Source organism: Streptomyces sp. CBMA123 (assembly GCF_014596465.1).
GTDB lineage: Bacteria > Actinomycetota > Actinomycetes > Streptomycetales > Streptomycetaceae > Kitasatospora.
The window spans coordinates 1-19,177 of sequence record NZ_MECK01000080.1; the positions used below are offsets into that span (position 1 = coordinate 1).

The window sequence follows — 19,177 nt, forward strand, 5'->3', positions numbered from 1 at the left end:
CCACCTCCCCCACCCACCCACCCCCTCCCCACCAGGCGAGAGGGACGCGCTGCGGAAGGGGGCGGCGCAGGGGGTGGCTGCGGAGAGGGGCGTGACGGGTGATTTTCAGACTGCCAACGGCGCCCAGCCCCCCGCGATGAGGGTCGGCAGTCGGAAAATCACCCAGCCCCCGGAGCGGCCACCCCCGGAGCCGCCCCCGGCACCCACCCTCCCGAGAGCCCCCCGAACGAACAGACCCCCGCGTCAGCGGCCCCCCACGACAAGACAGCTATCGTGCACAGGTGCACCAGGCGCCCCGGACCCCCGGCCGCCGCACCCGAGGGGAGCTCCAGTTGATCGGACGCGCGCTGAACGGGCGTTACGAACTCGTCGAGATACTCGGCGTCGGCGGCATGGCCACCGTCTGGCGCGGCGTCGACCGGGTGCTGGGCCGCCAGGTGGCCGTCAAGGTCCTCAACGGGGGCCTCGCCGACGATCCCCGCTTCGCCGAGCGCTTCAGCCGCGAGGCGCAGCACGCCGCCATGCTGGTGCACCCGAGGATCGTCATGGTCTTCGACTCGGGCGTGGACCAGGGCACCCCGTTCATCGTCATGGAGCTGGTCAGCGGCCGCTCCCTCGCCGCCGTCCTGGTCCAGCAGCCGCAGCTGCCGGTGGAGCGCGCGGTCGGCATCGCGGCGGCGGTCTGCGAGGCGCTGGCGGTCGCGCACGCGGCCGAGCTGGTGCACCGGGACATCAAGCCCGGCAACATCATGATCACCGACGACGGCGGCGTGAAGGTGGTGGACTTCGGCATCGCCCGGGCCGGTTCCTCCAGCAACCTGACCCAGACCGCGAGCGTGCTCGGCACGGCCGCCTACCTCTCGCCGGAGCAGGCCACCGCCTCCGCCCTGGACGGCCGCACCGACCTGTACGCGGTCGGCTGCGTGCTGACCGAGATGCTCACCGGCGAGACCCCGTTCACCGCCGAGACCCCGGTGGCGATCGCCTTCAAGCACGTCAGCGAGCAGCCCCTGCCGCCGTCCGTCCGGCGCCCCGGCCTGCCGCCCGCCCTGGACGCCGTGGTGCTGCGCCTGCTGGCCAAGAACCCGGCCCACCGCCCGGCCGACGCCTCCGCGGCGCGCGCCGAACTCCTCGCCACCGTCCCGGGTCTGGCCGTCGGCGACCCGACGGCGGAGCTGCTGGCGACGGCCGCACCGACCCAGCTGCTGCCGCCCGTGACCCCGGCGCACCCGGACCAGCAGCACACCACCCTGCTCCCGCCCCAGGCCCCGCACCACCATCCGGTGCCCGCCGCCACCTCGGTGATGGCGCCGGTGGGTCCGCCCATGCCGCCCGCCGCGTCCTACACCGCGCAGCCCACGCCCGCGCCCACGCCCGGGCCCGCCCGGAGCCGCCGCAAGCCCCTCGTCCTCGGCGCCCTGGGCGTGGCCGGCCTCGCCGGGATCGCTGCCCTGGCCGTCACCGCCTTCGACGAGCCGGCCGGCCATGCCGCCGCCACCAAGCCCCCGGCGGCGACCAAGCCCGCGGCCACCGCCCCGACGGCGGCGCCGACTTCCGCTGCGGCCGCCCCCACCAGCCCGGCCGCCCTGCCCACGTCGGTCCCCACCGCGGCCGTCCCGCGCAACCAGCCCGCGGCGCTCCAGCTCCAGTCCTTCCGTCAGGCGGTCGCCCAGGCGCCGATCACCAAGGAGCGGGACAAGCAGGCGGACCTGCTGCGGATCCTCGACGACGCCTCGGCCCGTCTCAACGAGGGCAACCCCGACGACGCCGCCCAGGACCTCAGGGGCGCCCAGAAGGTGATCAAGGACCTGGGCAAGAAGCACACCATCGACCCGCTGACGTACGCGAACTGGAACGCCCGCCTGGGCGCCTTGATGACGACCCTCCACGCGACCGCCGACAACCAGGACGACTGACGGCGGCTCGGCCACAAGGGCAGCCCTCGGCTACGTCCCGCGCGGCGGTCCGGTGGAGGGACGACCGGCCGGCCCTCGAACCCGCCGACAACCGGACCGGCGCCCAACTCGCCTCGGCATCAGCGAATCCCCCGTCCAGGCCGACGTCTCCCGGGGTGGGTCAAGCTGAGCGCGATGATGCTGGTGATCGGGCTGGCCTTGATGGTCGCGGAGTTGCTCGACCATCATCGCTAGCCTCTGGCCATGAGGTGGCCGTCACGCAACTCTCCGATGAGCAAAGCTTGTTGAGGAAAGGATGCGGCGATGGCCTTGTCCCGGCACGAACCAGCCCCCATGGCCCCGGGCGGGTGTACGGCCACCGCCCCACCGGGACGGCCGGTTCCTGGTTCTCGACGGCGCCCCGACCCGGACCCGGGCAGCCGCCCCGCCGGCCCCCGACTCCACGGACAGCGAGCCCATCGGCCACCCTCCTCCACCGCCACGGTAGGGACGAGCAGCCCAGTGCACCCCCCCGATCGGCGTTCTCGCAGCTCAGGCTCCCGTCGACACCAGCCGCCCGTGAATACACAGGGGTTGTCCACAGGCTGTGGACAGTCCTGTGTGCGGGGGAGGGGTGTGAGGCGTGGGGGGTCGAAAACGGTGTGGAGCTCTGGCGCCGCGCCGAGCGCAGAGGTGGGGTTCTCCACAGCGCCGGATGTCGAAGGGCGTCACTCGAACGGGCCCTCCGGGCGACCCCGTCGGCACCCGGCGAAGGCAGCCGACCGACCCCGGACGTACGGCGGGCCGCGTGCACAGGCCCGCCGTGCCGGACGGCGGATCCGAACTCACTCCTGCCGATGGATCCGTTTCTCCACGCTCCCCCGGACCGTCCGGGACGCCGTCCCGGCCGCCGCCGCGAGGAACACGAAGTTGTACCCGATCTGCAGGACCACCAGGAGCCGTGCCACCTGGCCCGACGGCGTGATGTCCCCGTACCCGACCGTCGCCAGGGTGACGACCGTGAAGTACAGCGCGTCCAGCCGGGTCTCCAGCCCGGCGAACTCCGCCTTGTGCGAGCCCAGCACGAAGTACGTCGCCGAGAAGATCGTCACGGCCAGGCAGATCAGGAACGCCAGCCAGTACACCGGCCGTTTCGCCGTCCCCCGTATCACGCCGACGATCTTGGCCAGCATCAGCCAGGACAGCCCGGTCAGCGCCCCCGCGAAGACCGACCAGCTCAGCACCGGTCGACGGTCGCCCAGCCAGTGCAGCGGCAGCGTGAAGTACCCGGTCATCAGCAGCGCGAACGCGCCCAGCAGCCATAGCCAGGCGCGTACATCCACGGTCGGCGGGTTCTCGGCCATCCCGCCCAGCCTGCCCCGCCCCGCGCCCGCCCGCTCGCCGACGTCCCCCGTACGGGTCAGGCCGGCCCGGCCCGGAACAGCGTCGAGCCCCCGGTGGGGATCCACCGGGGGCTCGACGGAGCATGCGGACGACTCAGGCGGTCGTCTCGGGGCGCTTCGCCTCGGCGGCCGTGGTCACGTGGGTCGGCGTGACGGCCGGGCGGTCGGCGGCCGGCTGAGGGGTCGCCTGCTGGGGGGCGGCCGTGCTCTGCGCGGTGCCGGCCTCCGTCGAGGGGTCCTCCTCGCGCATCGCCTTGGTCTCCGCCTTCAGGATGCGCATCGACTTGCCGAGGCCGCGCGCCATCTCCGGCAGCTTCTTCGATCCGAACAGCAGGACTACGACCGCCAGCACCACCAAGATGTGCCAGGGCTCAAGACCGTTCCGCAGCATCCCTGGCCACCGGTCCCTTCTTGTCTAGAGTCACGGGTGGGCGCTAGCGCCCGTTCTCGCCAGTATGCCTGGCTCTCACACCGAACGGATACACCGGCCGGGAAACGCTGGCATAAAACCAGGTGCTGTTCGAGCGGAGCGCGGGCGACAGCGGCTCTTCCGGCGGCCCTGCCCACCCCCGCCGGGGGGCCGGTCCGATCAGTAGACGAACGGCACCAGCCGCTTGGACTCCTTCCGGTACTGCGCGTACGCCGGGCCGAAGGCCGCCAGCAGCAGCCGCTCCTCGGCGGCGATCCGCCAGCCGTACGCGCCCAGCAGCACCGCGGCGACCACCAGGGCCGCGGCCCAGCCGCCGGCACCGAGCGCGTAGCCGGTCCAGACCAGCAGGCTGCCGGCGTACCCGGGGTGGCGGATCAGCCGGTACGGGCCGCCGCGGACCACCTCCTGGGTGTCCACCGTGCGCAGGGTGCGGGTGTAGTAGCGGCCCAGGGTCCGCATGCCCCAGGCCCGCAGGGCCAGCCCGGCGGCCACCATCGCGACCCCGAACCAGCGTGCCCAGGTGGGCAGTTCACCGATCGAGGCGCGATCGAGCAGTACCACGGCCAGCGCTGACGCGGCATAGCAGCAGAGCAGCAGCCGGGTCGAGCCGCGGTCGCGGTCGTCCGCGCGCCAGGTGCCGGCCGCGCTGTCCTCGCGACGGCGCAACAGCAGCTCGTAGCCGATCCAGCAGAGGAGGCCGAGCAGGGAGAGGAGGGACGGTACGGACATACGGCGGCTCCTGGCGGTCTCGTGGATACCCCTCCACGGTCCTCCGGACGGCCCGCCGCGACACGCACCCGGGGGTGGACGCACCGCGGTCCACCCCCGGGTGGAGCGGCCGTACGGTCTACGGGCGGCGCGCCGGCAGACAGCCGCGCCGGGTGTCGGCCTCCTCGGGCAGGCCCTCCCGGTAGATCCAGTCCCTCCGGACGGCGGAGAGCCCCCGCCCAGATTCGGGCGGGGGCTCTCGATGACTCGCGTGGACCGTCGGCCGGGGTGGGTCAGACCGTGGTGGGTCGGACCGCGACGGGCTCCGGGGCCGGCTCGGCCGCCGGGGTGGCGGCGGGGAGGTGGCGCAGGAGGCGGTAGGCGAGGAGGGCCGCGCCGAGGGCGAAGACCAGGCCGACGACGGCGGCGACGTGCAGGCCGTCCGTGAAGGCGCCGCGGGCGGTCTCCAGCAGGTCCGGGCCGAGCCGTCCGGGCAGGTGGGCCGCGACGGAGACGGCGCCGCCGAGGGTGTCCCGCGCGGTGCCGGCGGCCGTGCCGTCGACGCCCGCCGGGAGGGCGCCGTCCAGCTGGTGGCGGTAGACCGCGGCGCCCGCCGCGCCGAGCAGGGCGATGCCGAGCGAGCTGCCGAGTTCGACGGCGGTCTCGGAGGTGGCGGAGGCGGCGCCGGCCTGCTCGGCCGGGGCGGCGGAGACGACCATCTCGGCGGTCATCGTCATGGTGCCGACGGTGCCGGCGGCCAGGACGCCCGCCGCGGTGAGGATGAGGGCCAGCGGCGAGTGCGGGCCGACCTGGGTCATCATCGCGAAGCCCGTCGCGCCGACCACGAAGCCGCCGCCCATCAGGGCCGCCGGGCGGACCTTGCCGGCCAGCGCCGAGCTGATCCCGATCGCCGCGCCGACGCCGACGCTGGGCACCAGCGACCAGAGCGAGGCGGTGAACGGGCTCATTCCCTTGACCAGCTGCAGGTACTGCGAGGTGAAGAGGGCGAAGCCCATCATCGCGAACATGGCGAGGGTGTTGACGCTGATCGCGCCGCTGAAGGTGCGGATCCGGAACAGGCTCAGGTCGATCAGCGGGTCGGCGGCGGTGCGCTGGCGCCACACGAAGGCGGCGGCGAACAGCAGCCCGGCCGCGGCGGCGAGGGCGGGCAGCGGGCTCCAGCCGTCCACGGCGAGCGTCTTGATTCCGTAGACCAGCGGGAGGATCGCGGCGAGCGAGAGCACGGCGCCGGGCAGGTCGAAGCGGCCGGTGGGGGCGGTGGTGCGGTACTCGGGGAGCAGGACGGGCGCGGCCAGCAGCACCAGGACCATCACCGGGACGGCGACCAGGAAGGCCGAGCCCCACCAGTAGTGGTCGAGCAGCAGTCCGCCGGCGACCGGGCCGAGGGTGGCCCCGGCGGTGAGGACGCCGCCCCAGGCGCCGAGGGCGATCTGCCGCTGCCTGGGGTCGTGGAACATGTTGCGGATCAGCGCGAGGGTCGAGGGCATCACGGTGGCCCCGGCGACGCCGAGCAGGGCGCGGGCGGCGATCAGCTGTTCGGCGCTGCCGGACCAGGCGGCCAGCAGCGAGGCGCCGGTGAAGCCCGCGGCGCCGACCATCAGCAGCCGGCGGCGGCCGAACCGGTCTCCCAGCGCGCCCATCGTGATGAGCAGTCCGGCCAGCAGGAACGAGTACATGTCCATGATCCACAGCTGCTGGGTGCCGCTGGGGGCCAGCTCGGTGGAGATGTACGGGACGGCGAAGAACAGCACGCCCATGTCCATGGAGAGGACGAGGGTCGGCAGCAGGAGGACGGCCAGGCCGGTCCATTCGCGACGGCCTGCGCGGCCGGTGGTTGCGGTCATGGGGAAGACGGTACGGGCGTTTCAGACGCTTGTCTAGTACGTATGTGTAAATCGAACGTCCGAGACATCCGTACGAGACACTCGTGCAAGACATCCGTGCAGACCTTCCGTAGGATCGGGGCATGGGAAACCGCGAAGACCTGATGGCCGGTGCCAAGCACTGCCTGTACGAGAAGGGCTACGGACGCACCACGGCCCGCGACATCGCGACCGCCTCGGGCGTCAGCCTGGCCGCGATCGGCTACCACTTCGGCTCGAAGGACGCGCTGCTCAACGCCGCGATGATCGACGCGATCGGCGAGATGGGGCAGGCCCTGGGGGAGGTGGTGATCGCCGCGAACCAGGTGTCGGAGGACCCGGCGGAGCGCTTCGCCGCCGTCTGGGAGGGGCTCAAAACGGTGTTCGTCGAGCACCGTGGACTCTGGGCCGCCCAGTTCGAGGCCCTGGCCCAGGCCGGGCATGCGCCCGAACTCGCGCAGGCGCTCGGCCAGGCGCAGAAGGAGGGCCGGCTGGGCCTCGCCGCGCTCTTCCAGGGGCTGCCCGAGGTGCCGGACACCGAGGAGGAGCTGGCCCGGGGGGCCTTCTACCAGACCCTGCTGGCCGGATACGTCGCCCAGTGGCTGGCGGCGCCCGAACTGGCGCCCAGCGGGCAGGACTTCCTGCGCGGGCTGCGGCTGGTCAGCAGCAGCGTGCTGGGAGCCGCCGCACCGTAGGCACGGCCTACGCGGTGACCGCCGTCAACAGCACCACCGAGTCGACGTGGGCCAGCAGCCCGTGCCGCTCCTGCGGTACGGGCTCCAGCCCGCCGACGGACAGCTCCACCCGCCGCCCGGCGATGGTCAGCGACACCCGGCCGCGCAGTACCTGGACGCTCCCGGCGGTGGGCGGGGTGTGCTCGTCCAGCGCGGTCCCGGCCGTCAGCGCGATCACGGTCTGCCGCAGCACCCCGTCGTGCAGCACCAGGTGGGCACTTCGCCCGTGCGGGCTCTCGGCCGCCCGGGCGGAGTGCTCCACGGCGAGCCGTTCGAGATCGGGCATCGCGCCGCCTCCTCCTCAAGCCGTGTGCCCAGGTTCGCGGACGCACCGGCGGCGCGCACCCGGAGAGACCCGATGCGGGCCGCCCGAGGTGCGGCTCTCGCCGACTGCCCGCATCGTGGAGGCATGGCGACCAACCAGAGGATCTTCGACGGGCTCCAGGTCAACCGCTCGCTGCTGGCCGGCGGGGTGGCGCTGACCGGCATCGGCTCGGTGCTCGGTGCGGCCGGTGCGGCGCTGGTGTGCGCGGCGCTGTTCACCGCGGGCCGCAGCTGGGTGCGCAGCCTGGAGGCCGCGCCGACCGCGCTCGCCCAGCGGGCCCTGCACGAGGTGAAGGTGGCCTCCTCGGCCGGCTGGGAGGCCTGGCGCGCGGAGCACAGCTCGCCCAACTGAGCCGGCCCGGGCGCCCGTACCCCCCGGTGCCCCCCGTACCCCCCGTACGCCCGTCAGCCGGTAGGCGCGGACGGACGAACAGACGAACAGACGGACGGACGCGGCGGGCCGCCATGGGGGTGCGGCCCGCCGCAGCTTCACGCGGCGCCGACTCCGCTACAGCCCCAGCGACTTGGCGATGATGCTGCGCATGACCTCGCTGGTGCCGCCGTAGATCCGGAACACCCGGTTGTCGGTGTAGAGCCGGGCGATCGGGTACTCCAGGATGTAGCCGTAACCGCCGTGCAGCTGCAGGCACTTGTCGATGACGGTGGAGGCCGACTCGGTGCAGAACAGCTTCGCGGCGGCCGCGTCCGCGACGCTCAACTCGCCGTCCTGGTACAGCTCCAGCGCGCGGTCCACCATCGACTGCTGGGCCAGCACCTGGGCCTGGCAGTCGGCCAGGGTGAACTTGGTGTTCTGGAACTCGGCGACCGCCTTGCCGAACACCTTGCGGTCCTTGACGTACTGCACCGCGAACCGCACCGCCGCGGCGGCCGCCGCGTACGCGCCGACGGCGATCGCCAGCCGCTCCTGCACCAGGTTGTGGGTCAGGTAGGAGAAGGCCCTGCCCTCCTCACCGAGCAGGTCCTCCACCGGCACCTTGACGTCGACGAACGCCAACTCGGCGGTGTCCGAGGTGCGCAGGCCGATCTTCTGCAGCTTGCGTCCGACGGAGTAGCCCGGCGAGGTGGTGTCCACGCAGAGGATGGACAGTCCGGCCCGGCGGTTCTCCGGGTCGTAGGGGGCGGTCCGGCAGACCACCAGGACGAGGTCGGCCAGCACGCCGCCGGTGATGAAGGTCTTGGCGCCGTTGAGGACGTAGTGGGTGCCGTCCTCGGAGAGTCGGGCGGTGGTGGAGATGCCCGCGAGGTCGGAGCCGGCGCCCGGCTCGGTCATCGCGATCGCGGTCATGATGTCGCCGGAGACGAAGCCGGGCAGCCAGCGCCGCTTCTGCTCCTCGTTCGCGTACTCCAGCAGGTACGGCAGCACCAGTCCGGTGTGCACGCCGGAGGAGCCGAAGCTCACGCCGGCCCGGGCGGTCTCCTCGGCGATCACCGCCTGGTACTTGAAGCCGCTCTCGCCGGCGCCGCCGTACTCCTCCGGGACCTCGATGCCGTAGACGCCGAGTTCGCCGAGCTGGCGGTAGAAGTCACGGGGCGGGTGGCCGTCGGCCTCCCAGCTCTCGTAGACCGGGACGACCTCGTTGGCGATGAAGTCCCGGATGGTCTCCCGGAAGGCCTCGTGGTCCTCGTTGAACACGGTGCGGCGCACGGCGGCGCTCCCTTCGGCGGTGCCGGCCGCGGGCCGGCGGAGGCGGAACGTACCAGGTGGTGGCCCGACAAGTTAATCCCCGGTAGCCTCGACTGTCCAGCGTCGGCGGGCCCGGAAATACGGCTCGGCACGGTCGGCAAGTGAATCCTTGCTAGCCTTCGGGCGAGGTCCGGACGGGCCGCGGGGACGACTCCGAGGGAGGCAGGCCATGGTGGTCCGACGGCCGCCCGGGCGGCGCGCCCAGATCCTCGCCGTGGCCGCCGACCGGTTCCACCGCAGCGGGTACCACCAGGTCTCGATGACCGAGGTCGCCGCCGGGGTCGGCATCACCGCGCCCGCCCTCTACCGGCACTTCCGCGGCAAGCCCGAACTGCTCGACCGCGCCGTCCGATTGGGCCTGGACGCGCTCGCCGACGGCCTGCGCGCGGCCGGCAGCACCGCCGAACTCGGCGCCGCACTGGCCGCGGTGGCGGTCGGGCACCGCCCGCTCGGCACCCTGGTGCAGCGTGACGCCCGGCTGCTGCCACCGGCCCGCCGGGCCGAACTGCGCCGCGAACTGCGCGCCGACGTCGCCCTGATGGCTGCCGTGCTGCGCGCCGAACGTCCCGAACTCTCCGCCCCGGACGCCGATTTGCTCTGCTGGTCGGCACTCTCCGGCTGCGCCGGGCTGTCCTACCAGTCGGCCGCGCCGCAGCCCCGCCGGGCCGAGCCGCTGCTGCGCGAACTGGTCGCCGCGGTCCTCGCGGTGTCCCTGGACGGCACGGCCGCCGGGCCCGGGCCCGGGGTCGTACCGGTGCCGCGGCCGAGTCCGCAGGCCCGCCGGGAGGAGCTGCTCGCGGCGGCCGTCCGGCTGTTCCACCGGCACGGCTTCGACAACGTCAGCACTGACCGGCTCGGCGCCGCCGTCGGCATCTCCGGCCCCAGCGTGTACCGGCACTTCGACAGCAAGGCCCACCTGCTCGCGGCCTCCCTGGTACGCAGCCGGGAGCGGCTCTGGCACGAGGTGGACGGCGCGATCGCGACCGCCGCCGGTCCGGCGCAGGCGCTGGCGGCGGGCCTCGGCGCGTACGTCGACTTCGCGCTGCGCAACGGCGACTACCTGGGCGCGATGCTCAGCGAGACCGAGCGGCTGGCCCCGCCGGACCGCCGGGTCGCGGTGGACTTCCGGCGCGACTTCCTGCGCACCTGGGTCGAGTTGCTGCGGCAGGTGCGCCCGGAGTACGACGCGGTGGCCGCCCGGATCCGGGTGCACGCGCTGTTCTCACTGGTCAACGACGGGGTGCGGAACGGCCCGCACAGCGCCCGGCCGGACCTCGGCGACTGCCTGCGCCGGATCGGCCGCGCGGTGCTGGGGGTCGAGGCGTAGCCGACGCGCACAGCCGGGTGCCCGCCACCGTCGCGTCGGCGGCGGGCACCCGGCCCGTGGGCTGCGACCGGGCTCGCGGCCCGGTCGGCCCGGCTAGTAGAGGACGTGCGGGTAGTAGACCCGGGCGTCGAAGTTGCCGTTGCCCTGCAGGGCGCCGACGTTCCCGCCGTTGCCGGCCACGGCGAGGCCGTTGTTCTGGTTGCTCGCACCCGAACCGGTGGCGGTCTGCTGGGTGTTGACCACGTTGCCGTGGACGGTGCCGATGACGTTGCCGGAACCGACGTTGCTCACGACGCTGCCGTTGGAGTGGTCGCTCGCGCCGGCGCCGTTGTCGGCGTGCGCGGTGGCGGTGCCGACGCCGACGAGGAGGAAGGCCCCGAGGGCGGTGACGGCGGCGGCTGCGCGGATACGGGACACGCTGGTCTCCCTGAGCTGGAAGTGCGAATGTGGCGCGATCCGGAGTGGCCGCTCCGTAGCGCCGTTGCCTGACGTCGCACGGTCAGCATTCACCAGTGACGTGGACGAACTCCACCAAACGGGTGGCGGTTCCCTCGAAGGTGGGGGATCGGTCGCATTCGAGTTGACGATAATCCGTCATTTCTGCGGCGACGACTGAGGCATAGAAAGAAATGGTCGACAGATAGTCGCACTGGCACACTGGGGACCCATGTCTGAAGGTGCCCCGACCGAACCCACCCCCGCCGACGACCTGCGCACCACCGAGGTCGACCTCGGCGGCCTGGTGAACGTCCTCGCCACCCATCTCTACTCCACCCCGCTGGTCGCCCTGCGCGAACTCGTCCAGAACGCCCATGACTCGCACACCCGCCGGCTCCTGGAGGACCCGGACGGCGACCACCACCCGCTGATCCGGGTGCGCGCCGACGCCGCTCGGCGGACCATCGCCATCGAGGACACCGGGGCCGGCCTCACCGAGCCGGAGATCCACTCCTACCTCGCCACCGTCGGCACCGGCTACACCCGGATGCTGCGCGAACTGACCGGCAACCAGGAGCTGATCGGCGCCTTCGGGCTGGGCTTCCTCTCCGCCTTCTCGGTCGCCGACGAGGTGACCGTCACCACCACCTCGCACCGCGAGCCGACGCTCGGCCACCGCTACCGCAGCCGCGGCGGCGAGCACTACCGGGTCGAGCCGGTGCCCGCCCGGCCGCGGCCCGGCACCGTGGTCGAACTGGCGCTCAAGGCCGAGCACGCCCACCTCGCCGACGAACACACCCTGCGCGAAGTCCTCGGCCGCTACTGCGTGTTGCTGCCCATACCGGTCTTCGTCGGCGAGGACGAAGAGCCCGTCAACGCCGTCCAGGTGCCCTGGCGCCAGGACGTGCCGGGTGATCGGCACGCCGCCCGGATGGCCTTCGCCGCCGCCTTCGGCCGCCGCTTCGAACCGCTCACCGCCTTCCCCGTGCTGTCCGTCCCGGCGGAAGGGGCCGGCGAAGCCGCCACCGACGCGGTCGGCCTGCTCTGGGTCCAGGACGGCGGCAGCTACGGCAGCAGCGACAACCGCGACCTCGCCGTCTACCTGCGCGGCATGCTGCTCGCCGAGGACGCCCGCGACCTGCTGCCCGGCTGGGCCGGATTCATCGGCGGGGTGGTCGAGTCCAGCCGGCTCACCCCCACCGCCAGCCGCGAGGACCTCCAGCGCGACGAGCACTACCGCGCGCTGCAACGGGCCCTCACCGACGCCGTGGTGGACGGCCTGTACGAGACGGCCCGGCTGCGGCCCGCCGCCTGGCGCCGCATCCTCACCCGGCACGGCCAGGACCTGCTCGGCGCCGCGCTCTGCGACGAACGGCTGTTCACCCTGCTCGCCGACGACGTCCCGGTGCCCACCTCGCAGGGCGACCTCACCGCCGGCGGACTGCGGGCGGCCGGCGGGGGAGCGGTACACGTCGCGCTCGGCAGCGGCGGCGGCTTCGAGGAGATGCTGTACCGGGCGATGCGCGTCCCGATCGCCCGCGGCGACCGCTACGCCGTCCTGCCGTTCCTGCGCCGCTACGCCCGACTGCGCGGGTGCCGGGTGGTCGAGCTGGGCAGCGAGCAGGGCAACCGCGAACTGTTCCGCGACCCGGAGCGCCCGCTGCCGCCCGAGGAGGCGGCCTGGCTCTCCGGAGCCCTCGCCGACCCGGGCGAGCGGCTCGTCCCGGCCCGCTTCGACCCGCCCGGCCTGCCGCTGGTCCTGGTGCCGGACCGCGAGGCCGAGCTGAAGGCCCGGATCGAGGACGACCGGGCCGACGCCCGGATCCCGTCCGCCGCGCTCCGGCTGGCCCGGGCGTTCACCGCCCGCACCGACGGCGAGGTCAGGGCCCGGCTCTACCTCAACCTGGACTGCCCGGCCGTCCGGGACCTCCTCACCGCCTACCGCGCCGGGCACACCGGCAGCGCCACCGCGGCCGGGCTGCTCCGCTCGCTCAAGGTGATCATGGCGGCGGCCTCCGCCGGCTCCGCCGAGGGGGACCTCGGCGCCGCGCTGGCCGGCATCGGCACCGCCGTCTCCGCCCTGACCGCGGCCGTCCCGGCCGGCCTGCCGGACGTCCCGGACAGCCCCGGCGCCCTGCGGGACGACGCGTGACGGACGGACCGTCAGTGGCCCGCGAGGCGCGACTCATCAGCACGACGCAGGGGGAACGGACATGACCACCGACATCTGGGCCTGGGTGCGCGACACCGACCAGCAGCTGCGCGAGGCCGGCCACCAGCGGCTGGCCGACGCGATGTACGAGCTGCCCGAGCACGCCACCGAGGGCCGCAACGAGCAGCTCGACGCGGTCTACCCGGAGGCGCTCGCCGCCGCCCGGGCCCTCGACCTGCCCTGGGTCGAGGTCTACCTGCGGCACTGGCGGATGCAGAACCTGCTGAACGAGCGCCAGCAGGGCGAGTCGGTGCTGCCCGAGGCGGTCGACCTGCTGGAGTTCGCCCACCGGGAGGAGACGGCCGGCTGTCCGCAGTCGGTCTGCGTGGTGCAGGACTTCGCGATCTGCCACGCCCGGGTCGACGGCCCCGGGTACGTGGCGGAGCGCCTGGCGGTGGTCGGCGAGACGCTGGAGCGGATCGAGCCCGGCCGGGCCTGCTTCGACTGCCTCTCCCGCGAGTACTCCGACGCCCTGGAGGACGACGGCCGGGCCGCCGACGCGCTCGCCCACCTGGACACCTCCGCCGCCCGGATGCGGGCCGCGGGCCAGCAGGTCTCGCTGCGCTTCCACCGTGCCCGGGCCGGCACCCTGCACCTGCTGGGCCGGCACGAGGAGGTGCTCGCCCTGCTGGACGCCACCGAGCAGGCCGTCCGGGCCCGGCGCGAGGAGATCGACGAGAGCGACCGGCGCTGGGGCGCCCTGCTGCGGGCCCGCGCGCTGGCCTCGCTCGGGCGGACGGCGGAGGCGCTCGCCGTGCTGCCCGAGCGGGCCGAGGCCGAACGCCACGCGGGCCTGCGCGAGACCTGGACGCGCACGGTCGAACTGCTGGTCGCGGCCGGCGCCTGGGAGAACGACGCCGAGCTGGGCGCCGTGCTCGCCCGCTGGGTCGGCTACCTGGACGGCACCGGCTCGCACCGCCCGTGCGTGGACCTGCTGCTGGCGGCCGGTCGGCTGGCCCTCGCCCGCGGCGCCCGTACGGTGGCGCTCACGCTCGCGGCCACCGGGGAGCGCAAGCTCACCCGGCTGCGCCGCACCGAGGGCGTGGCCGAGGAGGTCGCCGCCCTGCGCGCGGGCGCCGAGGCACTGCCGGTGCCCGAGCTGCCCGTCCCGCCCGGTGAACTGGCGGCACACCTGGCCGAGGCCCGGGTGCCCTTCGAGACCGGCGCCGACCTGCTCTCCGTCGCCCTGGACCGGTACCGGGGTGAGCCGGCCGGCGCCACCGAACTCGCCGTGCTGCTGGCCGATGTGCTCGGCGGCCTCGGCCACGCGCGGGCCGCCGCCGACCTGCTGTGGCGGCGGCTGGAGGCCGACCCGGGCAGCGAGGAGCTGGTCGGCACGCTCGGCCAGGCCCTGATCGAGGCCGGCGACGCCGACGGGGTCCGCCGCCTCGCCGACCGGCTGGCCGCGACCGCCCCGGCCGACGCCCACTGGATGCGCGCCCGCTGGGCCGCCGCCGAGAGCCGCTGGGCCGAGGTGCTGGAGCAGTGCGGGGCGATCCTGGCGCTGGAGGCGAGCCGGATCAATACCCGCCGGCTGGCCGCGGCCGCCGCCACCGAACTCGGCGACCACGCCACCGCGCAGCGGCTCTACCAGGAACTGCTGGAGCACGCCCTGCCCGCCGAGGAGGCGGGGGCGGAGCAGGCCCACCGGACGGTCCAGGAGCCCGACCTCTGGCACCTGATCACCGCGGCCAGCGCCAACCGGGACTGGGCCGTGGTCCGTTCCACCGGCGCCCGGATCGGCATCGAGTTCGACGAGCCCGAGGGCCCGGTGGACGAGGAGTGGCAGCTGGTCACCGTCCGCGCCACCCGCACCAACGGCGCGACGGTCGACCTGCCCGCCGTGCGGACCGGCCCGGCCACCGCCCGGATCCTGCCGGTGCTGGGCGAGGACGTGACGCTCAACCACGGCGACGTGGTGGTCTTCGCCCCGGCCCTGCTGGAGCGCCCGCCGGCCGAGGACGCCCCCGAGTCGGAGCGGGCCGGCTGGCGCCCGGTCTTCGCCCTGCTGACCCTGCTCGACCCGGCCGGCTTCACCACGTACTGGATCGACGGCGCCTGGCCCGGCGACGAGGCCTGGGCCGCGTTCCGGGACGGACTGCGCTCGGCCGGCTACGCGGTCTGGGCGTACAGCGGGGAGCAGTACCGGATCACCGACCCGGCGGAGGACGGCGACGGGCTGCCCGGCATCTACGCCGCCCTCGGTGTCCCGCCGACCGCCGGCGCCGGGTCGGCCGACGCGCTGCTGCACCGGCTCACCGCCGGCTGGGCGCACCCGCTCGCCTGGCTCGACCTGGCCGAGGCGGCGGGCGCGGACCTCGGCCGGCACACCGGGATCGTCGAGCGCTACGGCCTCTGAGCCGGCTACGGCCTCCGAGCCGCCGGTTCCCCGGCCCGTCCGCCCTCCCGGCGCGGGCCGGGGAACCATCCCGCCCCCAGGCGAGTCTTTGTCATTGCTTTACCATCGCATTGCCAAGACTCGACCTCCAGGAGTGCCAGCACCGTGACCAGCCTCGCCCTCGGCCCGTCCTGGCTCGATCCGACCACCCTGATCTCGACCTTCGGCCTGGTCGGCATCCTGGCCGTCGTCTTCGCCGAGTCCGGCCTCCTGATCGGCTTCTTCCTCCCCGGCGACTCGCTGCTGTTCACCACCGGCCTGCTGGTCGCCGGCGGCACCTACCTGCACCAGCCGCTCTGGCTGGTCTGCGCGCTGATCGTGCTCGCTGCGATCGCCGGGGACCAGGTCGGCTACCTCTTCGGCCGCAAGGTCGGACCGGGCCTGTTCCGCCGCCCCGACTCCAGGATTTTCCAGCAGGAGAACGTCGAGAAGGCCGCCGCCTTCTTCGACCGGCACGGCCCCAAGGCGATCGTGCTGGCCCGCTTCGTGCCGATCGTGCGCACCTTCACCCCGATCGTCGCCGGGGTGAGCAGGATGAACTACCGCACCTTCGTGCTGTTCAACGTGGTCGGCGGGGTGCTGTGGGGCGCCGGGGTCACCGTGCTCGGCTACTTCCTCGGGCAGATCCCCTTCGTCCGGGACAACATCGAGGCCATCCTGGTCGGCATTGTGCTGGTCTCGGTGGTCCCGGTGGCGGTCGAACTGCTCCGGGCCCGCCGCTCCGGCGCGGCGGCCGGCGACCGCCGCCCCGCCGGGTAGGCGCCCGGCGCCGCCGCCCTGGGACGTCCCGTACATGTGCGTCGAGCTGTTCGATCAGGCAAGGTGTACCCGAGATCGAACGGTGGCCGGCGGCCACCAGGGGCGGCGAGGAGCGGAAGTGCCTAAGCGGGGCCGACCGGGTGCGGGCAAGCGGGCGAGGGGAGGCCGGGCGGTCCGCCAGGTACGGCAGACACCGCCGAAACCGGTGCACCCCGCCGAGGCGCCGCCCACCGAGGGCCTGCTCGGCCACCCCGCCCCGGCCGTCGAGCCCGTCACCGTGGTGCCGCTCGTCCCGCCCGCCCCGGAGACCAAGGGCCTGCTGGCCCCCGAGCCGAAGCCGGAGCCCGAGCCGAAGCCCGAGCAGGAGGTACAGCCCGAGGTACGGCCGGAACCGCACCCCGAGCTGACCATCGACCTGCGTCCCCGGGACCCGGCCTCCGAACGCCCGGCCTCCGAACGCCCGGCCTCCGAACGCCCGGCCCCCGCCCGCCCGGCCCGCCGCCGCTCGGTCGCCGAGGACACCCTCACCCCCGAGGAGTGGCGCGCGGCCGGCTACACCCCGTCCAACGGCATCCCGATCCCGGAACTGACCGCCGGCGCCCCCGGCGAGGCGCCCTGGCCGGACCGGATGCGCACCCTGCTGCGCACCCCGATGTCCGAGCGCCCCGCCTTCGAGCGCACCGCCCGCGAGATGCACCCCTCCGCGGCCATCGCCCGCAACGTCCCCCGCATCCTCGACCTGACGCTGCGCATCGGCGAACTGCTGCTGGCCAGCGGCGAGGCCGCCGAGGACGTCGAGGCGGCGATGCTCGGCATCGCGCACGCCTACCGGCTGGACCACTGCGAGCCCCAGGTGACCTTCACCCTGATCGGCATCTCGCACCAGCCCTCGCTGGTCGAGCCGCCGGTCACCGCCGACCGCGTGGTGCGCCGCCGCACCTCCGACTACACCCGGCTGAACGCGGTCTACCAGCTGGTGGCGGACATCACCGCGGAGAAGGTGACGGTCAACGACGCCTACCGCCGGCTCGCCGAGATCCGCCGCAACCGGCACCCGTACCCGTCCTGGCTGCTCGCCCTGACCACCGGTCTGCTGGCCGGCGCGGCGACCTTCCTGGTCGGCGGCCGGATCGACGACAAGGCCTGGCTGGTCTTCGCCAGCGCGTTCGTCGCGGCCGTCCTCGGTGACCGGCTGGCCTCCGCGCTGGCCAAGCGCCGGCTGCCGGAGTTCTACCAGTTCGTGGCGGCCGCGATGCCGGCCGCCGCGTCCGGGATCATCCTGTCCTTCAACGACTGGGGCCTGCGCGGCTCGGTGGTGATCACCGGTGGCCTGTTCGCCCTGCTGCCCGGCCGCGCGCTGGTCGCCGCCGTCCAGGACGGCCTGACCGGCTTCTACATCACCGCCGCGGCCCGGCTGCTGGAGGTGGTCTACCTGGTCGCGGGCATCGTGATCGGCGTGATCATGATCCTCTACCTGGGCGTCGGCTTCGAGGCGAAGCTCAAGCCGGACGAGAGCCTGGCGGGCATCAGCTACCCGCCGGTCCAGATGGTCGCCGCGATGCTGCTGACCCTGGCCTTCGCGATGCTGCTGCAGACCGACCGCCGCACCCTCGCGCTGGTCACCGTCAACAGCGGCATCGGCTGGGCCAGCTACGGCGCGCTGGTGTACAACGCGCACGTCAACCCGATCGCCGCGACCGGGGTGGCGGCCGGCCTGGTCGGCCTGTTCGGCCAGCTGATGGCGCGCTACCGCAACGGCTCGGCGCTGCCGTACGTGACCGCCGCGATCGGCCCGCTGATGCCCGGTTCGGCGCTCTACCTCGGGATGCTCGCCTTCGCCCAGGGGCACTCCGGCACCGGCCTGGTGTCGGTCTTCCGGGCGGCGGCGATCGCGATGGCGCTGGCGATCGGGGTGAACCTCGGTGGCGAGATCGCCCGGCTGTTCCTGAAGCTGCCGGTCGGCGCCGAGCTGCCCTCGCTCTACCCGGTGGTGCCGCGCCGGGCGGCCAAGCGAACCCGTGGGTTCTGACCGCACGTCGGGACCGGTGACGGAAGCCGCCCCCGGAGCCGTGCCCGGGCCGGTGCCGGCAGCCGAGTTGGTGGGCTGTTGGGCCCCGGGCCATGTCACGGCAGGCAGAGCGCAGGACCAGGAACGAAGGTAAGTCCCATGACGACAATGCTGGACAGCTACCGCGAGCACATCGTCAACGCGCACAAGCAACCGCTGTTCCTGCTGCTGGTCGGCTTCATCACCTCCTTCGTCTTCATCCGGTTCAGCGTGCGGATGATCCGCGCCAAGGTGCGCTGGTGGCCCGGCAACGTCACCCCCGGCGGCCTGCACATCCACCACATGGTGTTCGGCCTGGGCTTCCTGTTGGTCGGCGGCCTCGGGGTGTTCGCCACCTACGGCGGGACCCCGTGGATCGACTGGTTCGGGCTGGCCTTCGGCATCGGCTGCGGGCTGGTGCTGGACGAGTTCGCGCTGATCCTGCACCTGGACGACGTGTACTGGAGCGAGCAGGGCCGCAAGTCGGTGGACGCGGTGATCTTCGGCATCCTGTTCACCGCGCTGCTGCTGATCGGGTACGTGCCGTTCGGCGCGCTGCCCGGCGAGGACACCCGCTGGGGCCTGATCACCGTGATCTCGGTGAACGCGCTGGCCTCGGTGATCACCCTGCTCAAGGGCAAGGTGTGGACCGGCCTGCTCGGGATCATGATCCCCGGCCTGTCCTGGATCGGCGCGATCCGGCTGGCCCGCCCGAGCAGCCCGTGGGCCCGCTGGCGCTACACCACGCGCTCCCGCCGCCGGGCGCGTGCGCTCCGGCGCGAACGCCTGCTGCATCGGCGCGCGGACCGTGCGCGCACCTGGCTCTTCGACCTGATCGCCGGCGCGCCCGACAAGGTGCCCGCCAGCCATCCGGCCGCCCACCGGGTCGCCGAGCGGATGTCCGCCCGGGCCAC

General features: G+C 73.8%; 16 protein-coding genes. 9 read left to right on the forward strand and 7 right to left on the reverse strand.

Annotated features, from left to right (window positions below; genetic code table 11):
- Window positions 1-281 precede the first annotated feature (281 nt).
- Window positions 282-1,916 (forward strand): protein kinase domain-containing protein, encoded by a 1,635-nt coding sequence (locus BG452_RS12095; protein ID WP_188304258.1) that lies wholly within the window; start codon window positions 282-284, stop codon window positions 1,914-1,916.
- Between the two features lie 824 nt (window positions 1,917-2,740).
- Here BG452_RS12095 and BG452_RS12100 read toward each other — a convergent pair.
- The 4 genes from BG452_RS12100 to BG452_RS12115 form a co-directional block, all read right to left on the reverse strand.
- Window positions 2,741-3,259, reverse strand: coding sequence for a potassium channel family protein (locus BG452_RS12100; protein WP_188304259.1), 519 nt, complete (start codon window positions 3,257-3,259; stop codon window positions 2,741-2,743).
- Between the two features lie 133 nt (window positions 3,260-3,392).
- Window positions 3,393-3,689: a Sec-independent protein translocase subunit TatA gene (gene tatA, locus BG452_RS12105; protein ID WP_188304260.1), complete on the reverse strand. Its 297-nt coding sequence runs from the start codon at window positions 3,687-3,689 to the stop codon at window positions 3,393-3,395.
- A gap of 198 nt (window positions 3,690-3,887) precedes the next feature.
- A complete protein-coding gene (locus BG452_RS12110; protein WP_188304261.1) occupies window positions 3,888-4,457 on the reverse strand; it encodes a methyltransferase family protein in 570 nt (189 codons plus the stop codon).
- Window positions 4,458-4,729: 272 nt separating this feature from the next.
- The gene (locus tag BG452_RS12115; RefSeq protein ID WP_188304262.1) at window positions 4,730-6,301 is read right to left on the reverse strand and encodes an MFS transporter; all 1,572 of its coding nucleotides are present in this window, start codon (window positions 6,299-6,301) and stop codon (window positions 4,730-4,732) included.
- 122 nt (window positions 6,302-6,423) lie between these two features.
- On the opposite strand from BG452_RS12115, the gene BG452_RS12120 reads away from it, so the two are divergent.
- Window positions 6,424-7,014, forward strand: coding sequence for a TetR/AcrR family transcriptional regulator (locus tag BG452_RS12120; protein ID WP_188304263.1), 591 nt, complete (start codon window positions 6,424-6,426; stop codon window positions 7,012-7,014).
- Window positions 7,015-7,021: 7 nt separating this feature from the next.
- Here BG452_RS12120 and BG452_RS12125 read toward each other — a convergent pair whose 3' ends face one another.
- Entirely contained in the window at window positions 7,022-7,339 is a 318-nt protein-coding gene (locus BG452_RS12125; RefSeq protein WP_188304264.1) for a cupin, read from the reverse strand.
- A gap of 123 nt (window positions 7,340-7,462) precedes the next feature.
- Here BG452_RS12125 and BG452_RS12130 point away from each other — a divergent pair, with 123 nt between their 5' ends.
- A complete protein-coding gene (locus BG452_RS12130) occupies window positions 7,463-7,729 on the forward strand; it encodes a hypothetical protein (protein ID WP_188304265.1) in 267 nt (88 codons plus the stop codon).
- A gap of 156 nt (window positions 7,730-7,885) precedes the next feature.
- Here the strand turns inward: BG452_RS12130 and BG452_RS12135 are convergent, their stop codons facing one another.
- Complete coding sequence (locus BG452_RS12135; protein WP_188304266.1) at window positions 7,886-9,043, reverse strand: acyl-CoA dehydrogenase family protein; 1,158 nt, start codon at window positions 9,041-9,043, stop codon at window positions 7,886-7,888.
- A 208-nt stretch (window positions 9,044-9,251) separates the two neighbouring features.
- Between BG452_RS12135 and BG452_RS12140 the strand changes: the two genes are divergently transcribed.
- Window positions 9,252-10,409 carry a TetR/AcrR family transcriptional regulator gene (locus BG452_RS12140; protein ID WP_188304267.1) on the forward strand — a complete coding sequence of 386 codons (1,158 nt, stop codon included), beginning with the start codon at window positions 9,252-9,254 and terminating at the stop codon, window positions 10,407-10,409.
- 93 nt (window positions 10,410-10,502) lie between these two features.
- Here the strand turns inward: BG452_RS12140 and BG452_RS12145 are convergent, their stop codons facing one another.
- The gene (locus BG452_RS12145) at window positions 10,503-10,826 is read right to left on the reverse strand and encodes a hypothetical protein (RefSeq protein ID WP_188304268.1); all 324 of its coding nucleotides are present in this window, start codon (window positions 10,824-10,826) and stop codon (window positions 10,503-10,505) included.
- Between the two features lie 250 nt (window positions 10,827-11,076).
- Here BG452_RS12145 and BG452_RS12150 point away from each other — a divergent pair, with 250 nt between their 5' ends.
- The 5 genes from BG452_RS12150 to BG452_RS12170 all read left to right on the forward strand — a co-directional run.
- Window positions 11,077-12,999 carry an ATP-binding protein gene (locus tag BG452_RS12150; protein WP_188304269.1) on the forward strand — a complete coding sequence of 641 codons (1,923 nt, stop codon included), beginning with the start codon at window positions 11,077-11,079 and terminating at the stop codon, window positions 12,997-12,999.
- 61 nt (window positions 13,000-13,060) lie between these two features.
- Complete coding sequence (locus BG452_RS12155; RefSeq protein WP_188304270.1) at window positions 13,061-15,418, forward strand: hypothetical protein; 2,358 nt, start codon at window positions 13,061-13,063, stop codon at window positions 15,416-15,418.
- A 144-nt stretch (window positions 15,419-15,562) separates the two neighbouring features.
- Entirely contained in the window at window positions 15,563-16,216 is a 654-nt protein-coding gene (locus BG452_RS12160) for a DedA family protein (RefSeq protein ID WP_188304271.1), read from the forward strand.
- Window positions 16,217-16,334: 118 nt separating this feature from the next.
- Entirely contained in the window at window positions 16,335-18,245 is a 1,911-nt protein-coding gene (locus BG452_RS12165; RefSeq protein ID WP_317621006.1) for a threonine/serine exporter family protein, read from the forward strand.
- A gap of 138 nt (window positions 18,246-18,383) precedes the next feature.
- The coding region (locus tag BG452_RS12170; protein ID WP_188304273.1) for a hypothetical protein at window positions 18,384-19,177 on the forward strand (794 nt) is incomplete at its 3' end.